This is a genomic window from Pseudoduganella sp. LjRoot289, from assembly GCF_964252925.1.
Taxonomy (GTDB): Bacteria; Pseudomonadota; Gammaproteobacteria; order Burkholderiales; family Burkholderiaceae_D; genus Rugamonas.
The window spans coordinates 3,309,576-3,326,873 of the sequence record NZ_CAXUPN020000001.1 but is presented as its reverse complement, the minus strand read 5'-3'; the positions used below and the strand labels follow the sequence as shown (position 1 = coordinate 3,326,873).

14 protein-coding genes are annotated in these 17,298 nt (G+C 66.1%); 6 read left to right on the top strand and 8 right to left on the bottom strand.

The features are described from left to right. Nucleotides 1-7: 7 nt before the first annotated feature. The 3 genes from ACSQ8Y_RS14050 to ACSQ8Y_RS14040 form a co-directional block, all read right to left on the bottom strand. The gene (locus tag ACSQ8Y_RS14050) at nt 8-1,096 is read right to left on the bottom strand and encodes a BMP family ABC transporter substrate-binding protein (RefSeq protein ID WP_436267083.1); all 1,089 of its coding nucleotides are present in this window, start codon (nt 1,094-1,096) and stop codon (nt 8-10) included. A 19-nt stretch (nt 1,097-1,115) separates the two neighbouring features. Next, complete coding sequence (locus ACSQ8Y_RS14045; protein ID WP_436267082.1) at nt 1,116-1,976, bottom strand: outer envelope protein; 861 nt, start codon at nt 1,974-1,976, stop codon at nt 1,116-1,118. Nucleotides 1,977-2,048: 72 nt separating this feature from the next. Continuing rightward, nucleotides 2,049-2,771, bottom strand: a complete 723-nt coding sequence (locus tag ACSQ8Y_RS14040) for a GntR family transcriptional regulator (RefSeq protein WP_436267081.1) — start codon at nt 2,769-2,771, stop codon at nt 2,049-2,051. A gap of 257 nt (nt 2,772-3,028) precedes the next feature. Between ACSQ8Y_RS14040 and ACSQ8Y_RS14035 the strand changes: the two genes are divergently transcribed. From ACSQ8Y_RS14035 to ACSQ8Y_RS14025, 3 genes are read left to right on the top strand one after another with little or no spacing between them, the layout of a single operon-like run. Further along, nucleotides 3,029-4,612 carry an ABC transporter ATP-binding protein gene (locus ACSQ8Y_RS14035; protein ID WP_436267080.1) on the top strand — a complete coding sequence of 528 codons (1,584 nt, stop codon included), beginning with the start codon at nt 3,029-3,031 and terminating at the stop codon, nt 4,610-4,612. Continuing rightward, on the top strand, nt 4,599-5,687 hold the full coding sequence (locus tag ACSQ8Y_RS14030) for an ABC transporter permease (protein WP_436267079.1): 1,089 nt from the start codon (nt 4,599-4,601) through the stop codon (nt 5,685-5,687). The genes ACSQ8Y_RS14035 and ACSQ8Y_RS14030 overlap by 14 nt, the downstream gene beginning before the upstream one ends. Continuing rightward, the gene (locus tag ACSQ8Y_RS14025; RefSeq protein ID WP_436267078.1) at nt 5,684-6,607 is read left to right on the top strand and encodes an ABC transporter permease; all 924 of its coding nucleotides are present in this window, start codon (nt 5,684-5,686) and stop codon (nt 6,605-6,607) included. The genes ACSQ8Y_RS14030 and ACSQ8Y_RS14025 overlap by 4 nt, the downstream gene beginning before the upstream one ends. A 44-nt stretch (nt 6,608-6,651) precedes the next feature. On the opposite strand, the gene ACSQ8Y_RS14020 is transcribed toward ACSQ8Y_RS14025, so the two are convergent. From ACSQ8Y_RS14020 to ACSQ8Y_RS14010, 3 genes are all read right to left on the bottom strand, one after another. Continuing rightward, nucleotides 6,652-8,175 carry an MFS transporter gene (locus ACSQ8Y_RS14020; RefSeq protein WP_436267077.1) on the bottom strand — a complete coding sequence of 508 codons (1,524 nt, stop codon included), beginning with the start codon at nt 8,173-8,175 and terminating at the stop codon, nt 6,652-6,654. Nucleotides 8,176-8,183: 8 nt separating this feature from the next. Next, on the bottom strand, nt 8,184-8,636 hold the full coding sequence (locus ACSQ8Y_RS14015) for a MarR family winged helix-turn-helix transcriptional regulator (RefSeq protein WP_436267076.1): 453 nt from the start codon (nt 8,634-8,636) through the stop codon (nt 8,184-8,186). A gap of 156 nt (nt 8,637-8,792) precedes the next feature. After that, the gene (locus ACSQ8Y_RS14010) at nt 8,793-10,274 is read right to left on the bottom strand and encodes a DEAD/DEAH box helicase (RefSeq protein ID WP_436267075.1); all 1,482 of its coding nucleotides are present in this window, start codon (nt 10,272-10,274) and stop codon (nt 8,793-8,795) included. Nucleotides 10,275-10,650: 376 nt separating this feature from the next. Between ACSQ8Y_RS14010 and ACSQ8Y_RS14005 the strand changes: the two genes are divergently transcribed. The 3 genes from ACSQ8Y_RS14005 (at nt 10,651) to ACSQ8Y_RS13995 (ending at nt 15,336) form a co-directional block, all read left to right on the top strand. Next, nucleotides 10,651-11,787 carry a helix-turn-helix transcriptional regulator gene (locus tag ACSQ8Y_RS14005; protein ID WP_436267074.1) on the top strand — a complete coding sequence of 379 codons (1,137 nt, stop codon included), beginning with the start codon at nt 10,651-10,653 and terminating at the stop codon, nt 11,785-11,787. A 6-nt stretch (nt 11,788-11,793) separates the two neighbouring features. After that, a complete protein-coding gene (locus tag ACSQ8Y_RS14000; RefSeq protein ID WP_436267073.1) occupies nt 11,794-12,279 on the top strand; it encodes an N-acetyltransferase family protein in 486 nt (161 codons plus the stop codon). A 90-nt stretch (nt 12,280-12,369) separates the two neighbouring features. Beyond that, the gene (locus ACSQ8Y_RS13995; RefSeq protein WP_436267072.1) at nt 12,370-15,336 is read left to right on the top strand and encodes a VIT domain-containing protein; all 2,967 of its coding nucleotides are present in this window, start codon (nt 12,370-12,372) and stop codon (nt 15,334-15,336) included. A 1-nt stretch (nt 15,337) separates the two neighbouring features. On the opposite strand, the gene ACSQ8Y_RS13990 is transcribed toward ACSQ8Y_RS13995, so the two are convergent. Together ACSQ8Y_RS13990 and ACSQ8Y_RS13985 are read right to left on the bottom strand one after the other, a co-directional pair. Next, nucleotides 15,338-16,726: a hypothetical protein gene (locus ACSQ8Y_RS13990; protein ID WP_436267071.1), complete on the bottom strand. Its 1,389-nt coding sequence runs from the start codon at nt 16,724-16,726 to the stop codon at nt 15,338-15,340. Further along, complete coding sequence (locus tag ACSQ8Y_RS13985) at nt 16,723-17,289, bottom strand: sigma-70 family RNA polymerase sigma factor (RefSeq protein ID WP_436267070.1); 567 nt, start codon at nt 17,287-17,289, stop codon at nt 16,723-16,725. The genes ACSQ8Y_RS13990 and ACSQ8Y_RS13985 overlap by 4 nt, the downstream gene beginning before the upstream one ends. Nucleotides 17,290-17,298: the final 9 nt, after the last annotated feature.

The following is a 17,298-nucleotide window of genomic DNA, read 5'->3' as shown; positions in this document are numbered from 1 at the left end:
ATGCTCCTTATTTGGGAATGCTGCCTTCCACGCCCTGAACGTAGTAATTCAGCGACAGCAGTTCCTTCAGCGGCATGACCGCGCCGGCCGCCACTTTCACCGCGCCCGACTGGTCCTTGATCGGACCCTGGAAGGGATGGAACTTGCCTGCGGTGATGGCCGCCTTCTTCTCTTCGAAGGCCTTGGCAGCATCGGCCGGGACGGCCGCGTTCAAAGGCGACATCTTGACCATGCCTTCCTTCAGGCCTCCACGCGTTTCGCCGCTTTTCCAGGAGCCCGCGATAACCGCCTTGGCGGTCTCGGTGTAGTACTCGCCCCAGTTGTTGGTGGCGGCAGTCAGGTGGGCCTTGGGCGCGAACTTGCTCATGTCCGAGTCCCAGCCGAAGGCGTACACGCCTTTTTCCTGCGCCGCCTGCAGCGTGGCCGGCGAGTCGGTGTTCTGGTTCAGCACATCGGCGCCTTGCGCGATCAGGGTTTCGGCGGCCTGGCGCTCCTTGGCCGGGTCGTACCACGAGTTGACCCAGATGACCTTGGTCTTGATGCCCGGGTTCACGCTCTGCGCACCCAGCGTGAAGGCGTTGATGTTGCGCACCACCTCGGGTATCGGGAAGGAGGCCACCACGCCCAGCGTCTTGGACTTGGTCATCTTGCCCGCGATGACGCCGTTCAGGTAAGCGCCTTCATACAACTGCGATTCGTAGGTGCCCATGTTCTTGCCGGACTTGAAGCCGGTGGCGTGCATGAACACTGTTTTTGGAAAGGTCTTCGCCACTTTCTCGGTCGGGTTCATATAGCCGAATGACGTGGTGAAAATCAGCTTGTTGCCGTCGGCGGCGAGCTTGCGGATCACGCGCTCGGAGTCCGCGCCTTCCGGCACGCTTTCCACGAACGTGGTTTTCACTTTCGCGCCCAGCGCCTTTTCCATGGCCAGGCGGCCCTGGTCGTGCGCATAGGTCCAGCCGGCGTCGCCCACCGGGCCGACGTAGACGAAGCCTACCTTCAGCGGTTCATCGGCGCGCGCCAGCTCAGGCATCAGGGTTGTGGCGGCGGCCAGTGCGGCCAGTGCTGCGACGGTAATCAGTTTGCGGCGGTTCATCGGTCGTCCTTTCAGATGTTCAGAAGTGGTATTCAGCGCGTATCATCGGCGTCTTGGCAAAGGCGCCGCTACCGGCCGGACCATTGTGGTTGTTGCCGAACTTGTTTTTCCAGTACTGGTATTCGATGCCGACCTTGAAGGTGTTCTTGGCCGCACCCACCGCGGCGCTCATGTCGTACATGACCTGCATGTCGATATTGGTTTCGGGCTTGGTGGCGCCGCCGAATTCGTCCTTGCCCTTGCTGGCGATGTAGTTGGCGTAGCCTTCGAACGACAGCGGAATGCCGGCGCTGAACGGGATGCCCCATGCGGCCGTCAGCATAGGGTGCACATCGTAGTCGTAGCGCGGGGTGCTGGTTTTCGAGAAGCCGCTATACGGCGCATTGCTTTCCCACAGGGCCAGCAGGCTCACATCGAGGAAACCCGGCACGTCGAAATTGATGGTGGGGCCGGCCACGAACATGCGCTTCTTCGAGTTGTAGCCCGCGTCGGTCTTGGTATTGACATCGAAGCCGGCGGTGAATCCCAGGCCGCGCGTGGCGCCGGTCTTGAAGTCCTTGCCCATCACCTTGCCCAGGTCCAGCGTATGCCGGTATAGCACGTAGACTTCGTGGGCGCCGCTGTCCGCGCCGACGCTGGAAGGATCTTTTTTGTCGGAGAAGAGCATGTCGGCGCTGAAGAAGTTCTTGCCGTAGGCGTAGCCGCTGACGTGGCTCAGGTTGACGATGTTCTTCTTGATGTCCACGGGATTGTATGGCTCGGCGAAATGCGTGCCGTAACGATAGCTCAGCGAGGTGTCGCTCCAGTCGGCGGCCTGCGCGCCGGCTGCGAGCACTACTAGTGCGGAAACGACTGCGGTCTTCAAGATATTGACGGACATGCTCTGAACTCCCTCGTTTGGTTTATGGTGGTACTGGGTACTGCTTAGCAAAAAGTGAGCCAACTGCGGCCACTAGAATCCGGCCAGCGCGTCGGCCAGTTTCACCTTGCGGCCCGTGGCGCCCAGTTTCAGGCGCGATTCGATCTCCAGCAGGTGGTGTTCTATCAGCGCCACGGCCTGCGCTTCTTCGCCTTGCGCGATCAGCGCGACCAGGCGTTTGTGCTCGTCGTTCTCGCACATATGCGTGCCGGGGCTTTCGTACAGGGCGATGATGAGCGAGCAGCGCGACACCAGTTCCGCCATATAGCGCTGCAGCACATGGTTGCCCGCCAGTTCGGCCAGCAGCAGGTGAAACTCGCCGCCCAGACGTATCCAGCTGGCGCGGTCGCCGCTGCGGCGCGCGTCGTCCTCTTCTTTCAGCGCGGCCTGGATGCGCTGCAGCGAGGCGGGCGTGGCGTTGCGTATGGCCAGTGGGACGATCTCGCGTTCGATGGCGCGCCGCGCGGCGAAAATGTCGCGCGCTTCGGCAGGCGTGGGCGAGGCCACCACGGCGCCCCGGTTGGGCCGCAGTTCGATAATGTGTTCATGCGCCAGCCGCTGCAAGGCTTTGCGCACGGTGGTGCGGCTAACCTGGTACAGCTCGCAAAACTCCGCCTCGCCCAGGTGGGTGCCGGGCGGCAGGCGGTGGCTCATGACGGCGTTGAACACCGCGCGGTGTATGCGCAGGTCCACCGCCGTGGTGCCGCGCTTGGTAGGCGCTTGCACGGCGACTTTGGCAGTCGGCTGCTTGCTCATGGTTCGATACTCCTGTTCTGTGGTGAAACAGCTATAAGCAGGATTCGTGCTCACATTGTGTACGAAAAATCGCGCCAATTCCTACAACTTTGTATACAGTTATGCTCAACCGTGGTGAAAGCGAGACTGTCGATTGTGCACAATTGGTGCGTGGCTCCCCAAAGGCGAGCGTCCTCGCTGCAGACGGCCCTTGCATGCGTGGCATGCAACTTGCGTAACGTTCAGTTGTATACAACCGCAGTCCAGGAGTATCGACAATGAATCAAACCGCAGACCCGGCGATGCCGCCGCGCGCCGCGCCGCGCCTACAGCTGCTGGGCATTTCCAAGATCTATCCTTCCGTGGTGGCGAACGCCGACGTGAACCTGACGGTGATGCCGGGCGAGATACACGCCGTGCTGGGTGAGAACGGCGCGGGCAAGAGCACGCTGATGAAGATGATCTACGGCGTCACGCACCCGGACGCCGGGGAGATCATTTGGGAGGGCAAGCCGGTCCACATTGCCTCGCCGTCGGCCGCGCGCAAGCTCGGCATCGGCATGGTGTTCCAGCACTTCGCGCTGTTCGACACGCTGACCGTGGCCGAGAACATCGCGCTGGCGCTGGACGAGCGCTGCACGCCGGCCGAACTGGCGCCGCGCATCCGCAAGGTGTCCGAGGAATATGGCCTGCCGCTGGACCCGGAACGGCTGGTGCACAGCATGTCCGTCGGCGAGCGGCAGCGGGTGGAGATCGTGCGCTGCCTGCTGGCCCATCCCCGCCTCTTGATCATGGACGAGCCGACGTCGGTGCTCACGCCGGACGCGGTGCTCAAGCTGTTCGAGTCGCTGCGCAGGCTGGCGGCCGAAGGTTGCAGCATCCTCTACATCAGCCACAAGCTGGACGAGATCCAGGCGCTGTGCGACAAGGCCACCGTGCTGCGCAGCGGGCGCGTGTCGGGCACCGCCGTGCCGCGCGAGGAAAGCGCCCGTTCGCTGGCCGAACTGATGATAGGCCGCGAACTGCCGGTCTGCCACCTGTCGCCGCGCGAGCCGGGCGAGGTGCGCATGGCGGTCAGGAACCTGAACCTGGCCACGATCGATCCCTTCGGCACGGTGCTGAAGGACGTGTCGCTGGAATTGCGCAGCGGCGAGATCGTCGGCATCGCCGGCGTATCGGGCAACGGCCAGCAGGAGCTGCTGAAGGCGATATCGGGCGAGCTGCCGCTGTCCTCGCCGGACGCGCTGCAGTTGCTCGGCCAGGCCGCAGGCAGCTTGAATCCCGCCGCGCGGCGCGAACTGGGCATGTGCTTCGTGCCCGAAGAGCGCCTCGGGCGGGGCGCCGTGCCGGAGTTGTCGCTGACGGATAACGCGCTGCTGACAGGCTATGTGCCGGCCGGCGCCACCGGCATGGTGAAACATGGCCTCATACGCTATGGCGCGGTGAAAGACTTCGCGCGCAAGGTCATCGCCCGCTTCAACGTCAAGTGCGGCGGCGAGGGCGCGGTCGCCAGCAGCCTCTCCGGCGGCAATCTGCAGAAATTCATCGTCGGGCGCGAGATCGCGCTGGCGCCCAAGGTGATGGTGCTGGCGCAGCCCACCTGGGGCGTGGACATCGGCGCCGCCATGCTGATACGCCAGGCCATCATCGATCTGCGCGACCAGGGCGTGGCAGTGCTGGTGCTGTCGGAGGAGATCGACGAATTGTTCATGATGAGCGACCGTATCGCCGTGCTGGCCAAAGGCCGCCTGTCGCGCGCGGTGCGTGTTGCCGACACCAGCGTCAACCAGATCGGCGTCTGGATGAGCGGCGATTTCGAAGCCGGCGCAGTCACTGAAGGAGTAGCCCATGTCCCGGCTTGAAGCCCGCCCCGAACCTTCGCGCGCGATGATGCTGGCCTCGCCGCTGATCGCCGCCTTCGCCATGCTGCTCACCAGCTCCGTGCTGTTCTACCTGCTGGGGCAGGACCCGCTGCACGCCTTCTACGTCTACTTCATCCAGCCCGCCGCCAGCGTGTACGGCGTGGGCGAGCTGCTGCTCAAGGCCACGCCGCTGATCCTGTGCGGCGTCGGTCTGGCGCTGGGCTTCCGCGCCAACGTGGCCAACATCGGCGCGGACGGCCAGCTCACCATGGGCGCCATCGCGGCCGGCTGCGTGGCGCTGTACTTCGACGGTGTGGAAGCCTGGTGGGTGCTGCCGCTGATGCTGCTGGCCGGCGCGCTGGGCGGCATGGCCTGGGCCGCGATTCCCGCGCTGCTGCGCACGCGTTTCAACACCAGCGAAATCCTCGTCAGCCTGATGCTGGTGTACGTGGCTTACCTGTACCTGAGCTATCTGGTGCACGGCCCGCTGCGCGATCCGGCCGGCTTCAATTTTCCGCAATCGAAGATGTTCGGCGACTCGGCGCTGCTGCCGCTGCTGATGGAAGGCTTGCGCGTCAACGCCGCCTTCATACTCGCGCTGGTTCTGGCGCTGGCCGCGTGGTTCTTCTGCGCGCGCACCTTCGCCGGCTACCGCATGCAGGTCAGCGGCATGGCGCCGATGGCGGCCGCCTATGCGGGCTTCAGCGAACGCCGCAATGTGTGGGGCGCCTTCCTGATCAGTGGCGCGCTGGCTGGCCTTGCCGGCGTGGGTGAAGTGGCCGGCCCCATCGGCCAGCTGCAGCCCTCGGTGTCGCCGGGCTACGGCTTCGCGGCCATCATCGTCGCCTATGTCGGCCGCTTGCATCCGGTGGGCGTGGTGCTGGCGTCGCTGTTGATGTCGCTGCTCTACATCGGCGGCGAGTCGGTGCAGATCGAACTGCAGTTGCCGAACGCGATCACCGGCCTGTTCCAGGGCCTGCTGCTGTTCTACCTGCTGGCGGCCGACCTGTTCATCCATTACCGCTTCAAGCCGCGCAAACGCGCCGGCGCGGTCCTCAAAGGGGAGGCCGTATGAATCCTGAATACTTGATCGCCTTCCTCGCCAGCACGGCGGGCGCCGCCACGCCGCTGGTGTTCGCCTCCGTCGGCGAGTTGGTGGCGGAACGCTCCGGCGTATTGAACCTGGGCCTGGAAGGCATGATGCTGGTGGGGGCGGTGGTTGGCTTCTCCGTCACGCTGGGAACCGGCAGCGCCGGCCTGGGCTTGCTCGCCGCGATGGCTGCCGGCATGGCGATGGCGCTGCTGTTCGGTTTCCTGGTGCTGACCCTGCAGACCAACCAGGTGGCGACCGGCCTGGCGCTGACGCTGTTCGGCGTCGGCCTGTCGGCCTTTGCCGGGCGCGGGCTGGTGGGGCAGACGGTGGAGCCGCTGGCCAAGCTGTCCTTCCCGCTGCTGTCCGATATACCCTTCCTCGGGCCGCTGCTGTTCCGCTTTGACGCCATGGTCTACGCCTCGGTGCTGGTGGTGGTCGCGGTGGGCTGGATGCTGGCGCGCACGCGTCTGGGCTTGCTGATACGGGCGGTGGGCGAATCGCCGCACAGCGCGCACGCCATCGGCTTCCATGTGATCGGGCTGCGTTACGGCAGCGTGATGTTCGGCGGCGCGATGGCCGGCCTGGCCGGCGCCTATATGTCGCTGGCGCTGACACCGATGTGGGTGGAGGGCATGACGGCCGGACGCGGATGGATAGCGCTGGCGCAGGTGGTGTTCGCCACCTGGAAGCCGCGCGGCGTGCTGCTGGGCGCCTACCTGTTCGGCGGCGTCACGGTGCTGCAGTTCCACGGACAGGGGCTGGGCCTGGCGGTGCCGTCCGAGTTCCTGTCCATGCTGCCCTACCTGGCGACCATCGCGGTGCTGGTCTACATCTGCCGCGACCCCAAGACCATATTGCTGAATAAGCCGATGTCGCTCGGGCAGAATTTCAAGGCTGACTAGCGGCGGCCATACGCATGTCGTAAAAACGCCTGCGGGCTGGCCGGCTACAATTTGCCTGGATCCCGTAGGGGAGGGTTAGCGCGGAGCGGCTCGGCGCCCCCGCGTAACCCGCCAGCGGCTATGCCGGCCATCGGCGTCAGCAGCCAGGCCAGCAGCGTGATGACGAGCAGCACGGCGCTGCCGCCGGCGAACAGCTGCGTCAGCGTGATGTGCAGCAGCAGTGCGCCGATGGCGGCGGCCGACAGCGGCGCAAGACCCATGAAAATGAACATGAAGATGCTCATCGCACGTCCCAGCATGCGCGGCGGCACGCTGCCCTGTATCCAGCTGAAAACGGCGATCTGCATGAAGCCCGCCAGCACGCCCGCCGACAGCAGCAAGCCCGCGCCTTGCCAGGTGGCGGTGACGGCGCCGAGCGGTGCAAGCAGCAGTGCCACCAGCGCGTCGATGGCAAGCAGGGTGGCGCCGAAGCCGCCCAGGCGCAGCTTGATTCCAGCGCCGGACAGCGCCATGCCGATCAGCGTTCCCACGCCGTGGGCGCCGCTCAGCATGCCCAGCGAGCCGGCGCCGTGCAGATTGTGGCTGGCCAGCAGCGGCAGTGCCACTTGCATGGCTCCGCCCACGAACACCGACACCACCGACCAGTAGATAAAGCAGGTGCGCAACGCAACGTCGCGCCATACCGTTTGCAGGCCTTCCGCCACGGAGCTGAAGATCGACTGTGCCTGGGCGGCCGCTGGCTGCGCGGCGGCTGCGCGCATTTGCACTTTCGCCAGCGTCCATACCGTGAACAGGAAAGTGAAGCAGTCGAACGCGAAGGCGATGCCGATGCCGAGGGCGCCGGTTGGTGCGTGAACCGCGGCTGAGACCGGCGCTGCGGCCAAGGGCGTGTTCGCATCGGCGGCTGCGGCCAGGGTCGTGTTGGCACCGGCGGCATGCGGCGCAGCCTCCGGTGCCGTATGCCCGGCCGCGAGCGTGCCGCTGGCCGCGCTGTTGCCGGCTTCGTGCGCGGCCCGATGGCTGGCGCCATGGCCCGCGCCGCCGTCGCCCGCCACGGCGATCAGCAGCGCGGCCAGCACGGGGCCTGCCAGCATCGTCATTTGCCGCAAGCCCATCATCACACCGTTGGCCGCCTGCAGATGCTCGGGCGGCACCACCTGCGGCATCATCGATGTGCCGGCCGGGATGGCGAAGGCTTGCGCCAGGCCGAGGCCGAGCGCCAGGGCATACAGCAGCGGCAGAGACAACAGCGCGGGAGCGAACAGCACCAGTCCGGCCAGCACGCCCAGCAGCGCGGCGTTGGCGTATTTGGTCAGCATCATGACGCGCTTGGGCGAGTAGCGGTCGACGATGGCGCCGCCCAGCAGCATGAACACCGCGCGCGGCACGCTCATGATGGCGATGACGAGGCCCAGGGCGAGCGGATCGCCGGTCATGGTCAGCACCAGCCAGGGCAGGGCGAGCATGGTGAACTGGTCGCCGAGCATGGAGAGCATGCCTCCGCCCAGCAGCCATTGGAAGTTCTTGTCGCGCAGGACGGGCGAGCGCTCTTTCTTGGGCAGGTTCACGGGGCGCCTTAGCTGTTGGTCAGGTTCATGCCGGCCACGCTGCCCAGCACGGCGGCCAGCGCTTCGAGCTGGTCCGGCGCCGAGTTGCGCAGCAGTTCGGCGCTCACTTCGCGCGCCGTCACCAGCGCGTTGTCCAGCATTTCATGGCCGGCCGAGGTGATGACGGCGTAGCCCACGCGCGCGTCGCGCGGGTCCGGCTGGCGCGAGACCATGCCGTTTTTTTCCAGCGGCAGCAGGGTGCGCGTGACGCCGGACGCCGTCAGGCCCTGGCGCTCGGCCAGGTCGACGCGGCGCAATCGGCCGCCCGGGGCCTTGGCCAAGTGGTGCAGCAGCATGAAGTCGCCGAAGCTCAGGCCGAAATGCCCGCCCAGCGCCGCGTCCAGGCGGCGCACCATTGCCGCTTGCGCGCGCGCCAGGCGCAGGCAGAAGTCCAGGGCGGCGTCGCCGGTAATGTTTTCCATAGCAGTTCCTTGATCGTTAGTTGATATTTACTTGATCAATCAAGTATATGGCATGTTTCCGGCGATTGCAAACGAAAAGAGCAGGCGAAATGAACAGGCGAAAAAAAACCACCGAAGCGATTCGGTGGTTTTTTCTTAGTGACTCAGGCTCGCGGATTAGCGGTCGCCGTAGCTGCGGCGTGCGCCGTCGCTGCTGCGCGGAGCGCTGCCTTTGTAGCCGCCGCTGCCGCCTTCGCGGTTGTAGCCGCCGCCGGTGCTCGCGCCTTCGCGCGGGTAACCGCCGCTGCCGCCTTCACGCGGGTAGCCGCCGCCGGCGCTGCCTTCTTTGCGCGGTGCGCCTGGCTTGCTGAAGCTGCGCTGACCTGGCTTGGCGCCACGGTTGTCGCCCGGCTTCCAGCCGCCTGGACGGGCGGCCGAACGCGGAGGCGCGGTGCGCTTAGGCTCGAAGCCTTCGATGGTGATGACCGGGATCAGCTGTTTGGTGAAACGCTCGATGCGCTTCACGTTCATGCCTTCGGCGTGGTTCACCAGCGAGATCGCCAGACCGTTGCGGCCGGCACGACCGGTACGGCCAATGCGGTGCACGTAGTCTTCAGCGAACTTCGGCAGGTCGTAGTTGAACACGTGGGTGATGGTAGGAACATCGATGCCGCGGGCGGCGACGTCGGTTGCTACCAGTACCTTCACCTGGCCGCGGCGCATGCTGTCCAGCGTGCGGTTGCGCGCGCCCTGGTGCATGTCGCCGTGCAGGGCGGCGGCCGAGAAACCGGCGATGTTCAGGCGGTCGGCGATGGTGTCGGCGTCACGCTTGGTGGCGGTGAAGACCACGGCCTGGTCCAGCGATTCGTCGCGCAGCAGGTGGTCCAGCAGGCGGTTCTTGTGCGACAGGTCGTCGACGAAGTGCACGCGCTGCGAGATGTTCTCGTGCTTGTTGGCGGCGCTGACGATCTGGATGACCATCGGGTCCTTGGTGATGCGGCGGGCCATATTGCCCACGACACCGTCCAGGGTGGCCGAGAACAGCATGGTCTGGCGGCTGTCCGGGGTGGCGGCGACGATTTTTTCGATGTCGTCGATGAAACCCATGTCCAGCATGCGGTCGGCTTCGTCCAGCACCAGGATCTGCAGCTGGGAGAAGTCGATCTTGCCCGATTCCATATGGTCGATCAGACGGCCAGGGGTCGCCACCAGGATTTCCGGATTGCGCGACAGCAGTTGCATCTGTTTCGGATAAGGCATACCGCCCAGGATCGACACTGCCTTGATGTTGCGCAGGTTGACGGCGTACTTGTCGGTATTGGTGGTGACCTGCAGGGCCAGTTCGCGGGTTGGGGTCAACACCAGCATTTTTGGCTGTGCAGCTTTGAAACGTGGGCGCTCGCCGCGAGCGCGGGCAGCTTGCATTTCCTGGTTCGGCGTTTTGCCGGCAGGCGCAGCTTCGTTGGCAGCCAGACGGGTCAGCGACGGCAGCATGAATGCCGCGGTCTTGCCGGAACCGGTCTGGGAAGATACCAACAAGTCCTTGCCTGCGATCGCGGCAGGCACGGCCTGCTCTTGAACTGGAGTCGGCTTGGTGTAGCCGGAATCGATCAGGGCTTTCAGTACGGACGTGTTGATACCAAGTGCTTCAAAAGTCATTCTTTATCTTTCGTAAAAATCAGCATTCATGCAAAAACGCAGAACGCAAAATAGCAACGCCAACCAAACGAAATGACTCTAAACAATAGATTAGAAATTTCGGCACAAAAGCTTTGCGCCGGGACGGTGTCTGTATCGACACACAAGGCGGGGGGCTTTATAAGCGTCATCAGGGACGATGCGCTAAGGCTTGCGTAGCTGCTGTTATTCTAAGTGCCAACTGCGTGTTGCAGCGCACAAGCAGCTACTATAACGCATTTTCGCCCGCTCTGCACGATTTATTGCTGGCGCCGTGTTGCCGGCGCGCCCGGCCCGATTTGACAAGAGGTTGCTAGTTGGACAATAGTATTGCTTACTAGCGAAACGGAGTCGGAATGTGAAACAGTCCACCATGGATGCGTTGATCGGCAGCGTGTACGCCGCGGTGACCGCGCCGGCCGGATTTCAGGGTTTCGTCGCCGAGCTCGCCGAGGCGGCGCAGGCCAGCGGTGTGCTGATGTTCGCGCGCCATGCGGCGTCGCATGAGATGGCGGGGGTATGGATGCATGGCATGGAGCAGCGCTGGCTGGACAGCTACGCCTTGGAATATGCCGGCGAGGACGTGCTGGCCTCCCATATTGCGCGCGCGCCGATCGCGCGCTTCTACGCCAGCAACCTCGATGTGCCGGAACGGGCGCACTATGAACAACTCCGCTTTTACCGCGAATGGGTGCAGCCGCAGGGCATGGCCTATGCCGCCGGCTGCGTGATCCTGCACGAGGGACACTGGCAGACGCAGGTTTTCCTGCAGCGCTCCACCTCGCACGCGCCGTTCTCCCGGCGCGACATGGTGCAGCTGGAGCGCCTGGTGCCGCACTTGCAGCGCGCGACGCAGATGCGGCAGCGCTTCGCCGAGCTGCAACTGGGGCGCCAGCTGCTGGCGAGCAGCCTGGATGTGCTGGCGATGCCGGCCATGCTGTGCGATGAGCGCGGGCGCATGGTCCATTGCAACCGCAGCGGCCGCGCCATGCTGGACGCCGGCTGCGGCATCTGGCTGGACGGCGGCCTGCTGCGCGCGCGCAGCGAGCCGGTGGCGCGCCGGCTCGCGCTGGAACTGCAGAGCGCGGTGCGCGCCAGCCACGGCACGGGATCGGCGCTGCCGGGCGTGGTACTGCTGCCGCGCCCTGACCGCAGCCCGCTGATGCTGATGGTGACGCCGCTGCAAGTGGACGCGGGCAGCGGCATGCCCGGCGCGGCGCTGGTGGTGATCTACGACCCGGCTTGCGCGCCGAACGTGGCGGCCGGCGTGCTGCGCCAGCTGTTCAACCTGTCGGCAGCGGAGGCGGCACTGGCGGCGGCGCTGTGCAGCGGCCTGTCGGTGGACGAGGCCGCCGGCGAACGCGGCACCACGGTCAGCACCGCGCGCAGCCAGTTGAAAAGCATCTTCAACAAGACCGGTACGCGGCGCCAGGTCGACCTGGTATCGTTGCTGCTGGCCAGTCCAGCCTATTTTCTGGCGCAGTCCGAACAATAGAACACGATGATCATTCGATACAGTACCGAAGAAGACTGGCTAACGCTGAAAGAAATCCGCATGGCGTCGCTGCTGGACGCGCCGACGGCGTTTGGCGTCAGCCATGCGTCCGCGCTGGAGAACAGCGACGAGGACTGGCGCACCCGCGCGGGGCGGCGCGGCAAGGCCGAATTCTTGCTGGCGCTGGTCGACGGCGCGGCGGTCGGCATGGTCGCCCACACGTTGAGCGGGAAAGCCGAATTGAACCTGATCGCCATGTGGGTCAGGCCCGAATACCGGGGCGCGGCGGTCGCCTCCGCCCTGGTTGACGCGGTGAAGGCCAGCGCAGCCGCGCAGGGCCACACGCGGGTGGTGCTCGATGTCTCGCCGGAGAACGGCAGGGCGGCGGCCTTCTACCGCAAGCAGGGCTTCTCCTTTTTGCCGGAGTGGGAGCCGCTGGCAAGCCACCCGCACATCCAGGTGCAAAAGATGGAGTGGCTGGCGGCCTGCTGATCGGGCAAAAATATTTCAGCATTCCTGACCCCTTTCCGTGCTGCCGCCCGTTTCACGTGCATGCCGGAGTTCCGGGTCGAGGAGAATGCCATGCTGTTACGCCTGTTTGCCCTGATATTGATGCTGTGCGCGCTGCCTGCCGGCGCTGCAACTCTTGCCGGTTCGCCGGCGCCCCGCATGGAAACCTTGCACGGCGAGCGCGCCGTGCGGCTGCAAAGTCTGCACATCGCCAGCGCCGTCAGCGGCGGCATGGCGGAAACCACGGTGCGCATGATATTTTTCAATCCTAACCAGCGCGCGCTGGAAGGCCATCTTCATTTTCCTCTGCAGGATGGCCAGCAGATCAGCGCCTTCGCACTCGATATTGACGGCAAGCTGCGCCCTGCGGTGCCGGTGGAGAAGAGCAAGGGACGCGAGATCCTGGAAGCAGTGGAGCGGCGCGGTGTCGATCCGGCGCTGCTGGAGCGCACCGAGGGCAACAACTTCCGCCTGCGCGTGTATCCGATCCCGGCGCAAGGCACGCGCACGGTGGAGCTGAAATACGCCGAAACGCTGGCGCGCGATGGCGCCGCCTGGCTATACCGCCTGCCGCTGGCTTACGGTGAGCGGGTGCCCGAATTCGACCTGGACATCCAGGTGAACGGCGCCGCTGCTGCGCCGCAGGCCAGCGGCGCCCTGGGCAGCCTGGATTTCAGCGGCATGCGCAAGGGCTACCAGGCCCATGTGGCGAAGCGGGACTACGCGGCCGGCGGCGCGCTGGTGTTGCGCATGCCGGCCAGCGCGCAGCCGCAGGCCTATGTGCAGGAATTCGACGGCGAAAGCTACTTCGTGGCGGAGATTCCGGTGGCAAGCCGGCGCACCGCGCGCAAGCTGCCGAAGGTGGTCGGCCTGCTGTGGGACAGCTCGGGTTCCGGCGCCAGCCGCAAGCATGACGCGGAACTGGCGGAACTGGACCGTTACTTCAATGCGCTGGGCCAGGCCGAGGTGCGCCTGGTCCGTCTGCGCGACCGGCCGGAAGCGGCCGTCCCTTATCAGCTGGTGCGCGGGAACTGGGACGCGTTGCGCAAAGCCCTGCAGTCGACCGCCTACGACGGCGCCAGCGCGCTGGCGGACTGGCAGCCGCAGCCGGACGTCAACGAATACCTGCTGGTGAGCGACGGCCTGCTGAACTATGGCGCTGCGCGTTTCCCCGCATTGGCCGCGGGCCAGCGCCTGTATGCCCTCAACTCGGCTGCCAGCGCCGACACCGGACGCATGGCCGCGCTGGCCGGGCGCACGGGTGGGCAACTGGTGCAGATCCAGGGCGACCGTCCGGGGATGGCGGCCGACATGCTGCTCACGGACGGGCCGCAGTTGCACAGTCTGCGCGCCGACGGCGCCAAAGACCTGCTGGTAGATCTGTCCGGCGCGCGCCAGGGCATGCTGCGTGTGGCGGGCAAGCTTGCGCGGGCGTCGGCGCAACTGGCGTTCACGCTGGTGCAACAGGGCAGGACCGAGGAAATGACGTTGACGCTGGATGGCGCCGCGCCGCGCCATCCGCAGGCGGCGCTGCTGTGGGCCGGGTACAAGCTGCGCGAGCTGGATGTTGAATTCGAGCTGCATCGGGGAGCGATCCGGCGCCTGGGCGCGCAGTTCGGCATCCCCACCCGCGAAACGTCGCTGCTGGTGCTGGAGTTGATGGAGGATTACGTGCGTTACGACGTGACGCCGCCGCAGGACCTGATGGCGGCTTACGAGAAGATGAGGGCGCAGCGCGGGGCGTTGCTGGCGCAGCGGCGCGGCAAGCAGCTCGATTCGGTGGTGTGGCAGTTCGAACGCAAGGTGGCGTGGTGGAACCGCGATTTCGCCAAGGAGCAGCAGATCCGCAAGTCCCCGGTGCAGGGACCGGTGGCGATGCCTGCGCCGATGTCGAACCGCGGAGAACCGGCGGGTGTGAAGACTGCCGGCAGCAGCATCCGGTCCGAAGTTGCGCTGCCGGCACCCGCGCCCGCAGCGCCGCCTCCGCCCCCGGCTCCGGCGCAGGTGACCGCACAGGCGACGTCGCAAAAGCCGGCGGGCCGGCTGCAAATGCCGCTGGGATTCGCGCCCGGTGCCGACGCGGGCGGAAGCGTCTTCAAAGGGGCCGCCCCGGCGGTGCAGGCAAGCGCTGCGATCACGATGAAGAAGTGGCATTCGAACGCGCCCTACGTCGCGCGCATGAAGGCGGCGCCCGGGGACGCGCTGTACGCCATCTACCTCGACGAGCGCCCTTCCTGGGAAAGCAGCAGCGCCTTCTTCCTCGACGTGGCCGACATGCTGTTCGAACGCGGCCAGCGCGACCTGGGGCTGCGGGTGCTGTCCAACCTGGCGGAGATGGCGCTGGAGAACCGCCACGTGCTGCGTATCCTCGGCTACCGCTTGCTGCAGGCGGGCGCACCGCAACTGGCGGCGCAAGTGTTCGAGCAAGTGCTGCTGCTGGCAGGCGAGGAGCCGCAGTCCTACCGCGACCTCGGCCTGGCGTACGCCGCGGCGGGCAGGCACCAGCTGGCGGTGGATAATCTGTACGAGGTGGTCTTGCGGCCGTGGGATGGACGTTTCGCCGAGATCGAACTGATCGCGCTGGCGGAAATGAACGCCATCATCGCGGCCGCGCCCAGGGGCGCCGTCGACGTCAGCCGCTTCGATAGGCGCCTGCTGAAAAATCTGCCGCTCGACGTGCGCGCCGTGCTGACCTGGGACGCGGACAACAGCGATATGGATTTGTGGGTGACCGATCCGAATGGCGAGCGTTGCTACTACGCGCAGCCGGCAACCATGCAGGGCGGGCGCATCTCGCGCGATTTCACGGGCGGCTACGGGCCCGAGGAGTTTTCGCTGCGCGACGCCAAGCCGGGCAAGTACACGGTGCAAGCCAATTTCTTCGGCCATCGCCAGCAGCTGGTGGCCGGCGCGACGACCGTGCAACTGCGCTTGACCACCGGTTTCGGCACGCCGGCAGCCAAGGAGGAGCTGGTCACCGTGCGCCTGACTGGGCGCGGCAACACGGTGCTGGTTGGGGAGTTTGAAGTACCGGGCTGATTCAGTCTTTGGCCGGCGGGAATTTCGCTGCGAGTTTGTCCGGAACGGGGTAGTCCGGATAGGTTGCCCGGAATTTCCGCCATTCGGCGAGCGCTTCCGGGCGCTCGTTTGCTTTTAGCAGGTCTTCAATTTTCAGCAGCCAGGCTTTGGCGAGCGCTTCGTCGGCAGCCGGCGTCGCGATGCGCGATCCGGAGATCGCGATACGCTCCGATTGCGGTGCAGCTTCTGCTATCGATGGCGCGAATGGGCGCGCGGGGGCGGGAGCGGGCATGGCGATAGCTGGCGCACGGTAGTCCAACAGGGGCCCGCTCCTCGCCGCTTTCGCCTCCGACTCCGCGACAGGGAAGGTATCCTGTAAATGCTGCCTGCGCAAAACGGTCTCGGTTCTCGTCGCGTTGGCCACGACGCTGCCAGCCAGCGAAGCCGCAGGCGCAGCCGGGACCGGGGAGCCTTGCTCCAAGGTCGGCACTGATGCCAGGGCTGGTGTGGCAACGGTGGAACGTGCAGCCGGCGAGGCGGGAGCCGGTGCAAGATATGGAGCAGGTGCCGCAGCCGGCGGAGGCGGATGTGGAGGTGGAGGTGGAGGGGCGGCGGCTGCCGGCGGGGCCTGCCCGGCCAGCCGCACATCAGCAGAGGCCCCTGGCGGTGCTGGTTTGGCGGTTTCCGCCATCCGTTTTACGGGCATGGCCTTGTTCTCCGCAGACGCAGCGGCGATGCTGATGCCGGACGGTGGTTTCGGCGCGGGCGAGGTCCGTGCCTTCGCCAGCGTGGGCGGCTCGTCCTGCGCGGGCATGGTTGGGCTTGCCGCCTGTCCTCGTGCGGCCACAGCCGCAGGCGCGGGTGCGGCTGCTGCGGCTGGTGCCGCTTCTGGGTTCGCGGGTGCGCCGGGCGAGTCCGGTTGCGGTGCGGCTGCAATCATCGGTGCGGTGACTGGATCGTGGGCTTGCCATAGCGGCAGCGCGACTGAAATGGCGGCGACGCCGGCGGCCAGCGCCAGTGGCAGCTGCCAGCGCGACTGCCACGAGCGCGGCGCGCGGCCGTGGCCGCCGTCTGGCGTCCCGGCCGCGCCAGCGCCCCCGTCGGCAGCTCCGTTGGCAGCTCCATTAGCAGCTCCATTTGCATCTCCATTAGCGGATCCACTAGCAGCTCCCTTAGCAGCTCCACTAGCGGCCCCGTGCGCCGGCGCCGCGGCCGGATCGTTTGCCGCTGGCAGTTGCGCCAGCCGCTCCGCCGCCAGCGCGGATGCGATGCGCGCCTGGATGGCGTCATCCAGGGCCGCTGGCGCGACGGGCTGGTCGAGCGCCGCGAGTTCTTGCGCCAGCGCATCGCTGCCTTGCAGAAAGGCTTCGAATTCCGCGTCGCTGATCTGATCGTGGTCTTTGCCGCTCATGCCTGTTCCTCCTGCGCGGACTGTCCTGGCGCCGCGTACTGCTGGCGCAATTTCTTCATCGCATAGCGCAGGCGGCTCTTCACGGTTTCCACCGGCGCCGCCACCAGCTGGGCGATCTCTTCCAGGCTCATGCCGCTGAATTGTTGCAGTATAAGCGCTTCCTTCTGTTCGGCGGGCAGCGCATGGATGGCCGCGTGCAGTGCCGTGTTTTGCTGGCGCGCCTCCATAGCCGCGTCCGGCGCCGACGGGACAATTTCGGCCACGCCAGCCGCGGACGCGTCGGCCGCCGCCGCTTGCGGCTGGCGCAGCAGGTCGATCAGGCGATTGCGGGCTATCTGGTAGAGAAAGGTGCGGAAACTGGCTTGCGGCTGGTAGCTGGCGCGCGCCTGGTGCAGGCTGAACCAGCTGTCCTGGGCGATTTCGTCGACCCAGTCGCGGCGCGGGGAGCGCCAGGTCAGGAATTTGTACAGGCCGCGGCTATGGCGGCCGTACAGTTCCTGGAAGGCGGACAAGTCGCCTTCGCGGTAGCGCAGCATGAGTGCCTCGTCGGAAAGATCGCTCATGCCACACCA

Coding starts and splice junctions, on each gene's coding strand:
- ACSQ8Y_RS14050 (WP_436267083.1), bottom strand. CDS start 1,096: ATGAACCGCCGCAAACTGATTACCGTCGCAGCACTGGCCGCACTGGCC.
- ACSQ8Y_RS14045 (WP_436267082.1), bottom strand. CDS start 1,976: ATGTCCGTCAATATCTTGAAGACCGCAGTCGTTTCCGCACTAGTAGTG.
- ACSQ8Y_RS14040 (WP_436267081.1), bottom strand. CDS start 2,771: ATGAGCAAGCAGCCGACTGCCAAAGTCGCCGTGCAAGCGCCTACCAAG.
- ACSQ8Y_RS14035 (WP_436267080.1), top strand. CDS start 3,029: ATGAATCAAACCGCAGACCCGGCGATGCCGCCGCGCGCCGCGCCGCGC.
- ACSQ8Y_RS14030 (WP_436267079.1), top strand. CDS start 4,599: ATGTCCCGGCTTGAAGCCCGCCCCGAACCTTCGCGCGCGATGATGCTG.
- ACSQ8Y_RS14025 (WP_436267078.1), top strand. CDS start 5,684: ATGAATCCTGAATACTTGATCGCCTTCCTCGCCAGCACGGCGGGCGCC.
- ACSQ8Y_RS14015 (WP_436267076.1), bottom strand. CDS start 8,636: ATGGAAAACATTACCGGCGACGCCGCCCTGGACTTCTGCCTGCGCCTG.
- ACSQ8Y_RS14010 (WP_436267075.1), bottom strand. CDS start 10,274: ATGACTTTTGAAGCACTTGGTATCAACACGTCCGTACTGAAAGCCCTG.
- ACSQ8Y_RS14000 (WP_436267073.1), top strand. CDS start 11,794: ATGATCATTCGATACAGTACCGAAGAAGACTGGCTAACGCTGAAAGAA.
- ACSQ8Y_RS13995 (WP_436267072.1), top strand. CDS start 12,370: ATGCTGTTACGCCTGTTTGCCCTGATATTGATGCTGTGCGCGCTGCCT.
- ACSQ8Y_RS13990 (WP_436267071.1), bottom strand. CDS start 16,726: ATGAGCGGCAAAGACCACGATCAGATCAGCGACGCGGAATTCGAAGCC.
- ACSQ8Y_RS13985 (WP_436267070.1), bottom strand. CDS start 17,289: ATGAGCGATCTTTCCGACGAGGCACTCATGCTGCGCTACCGCGAAGGC.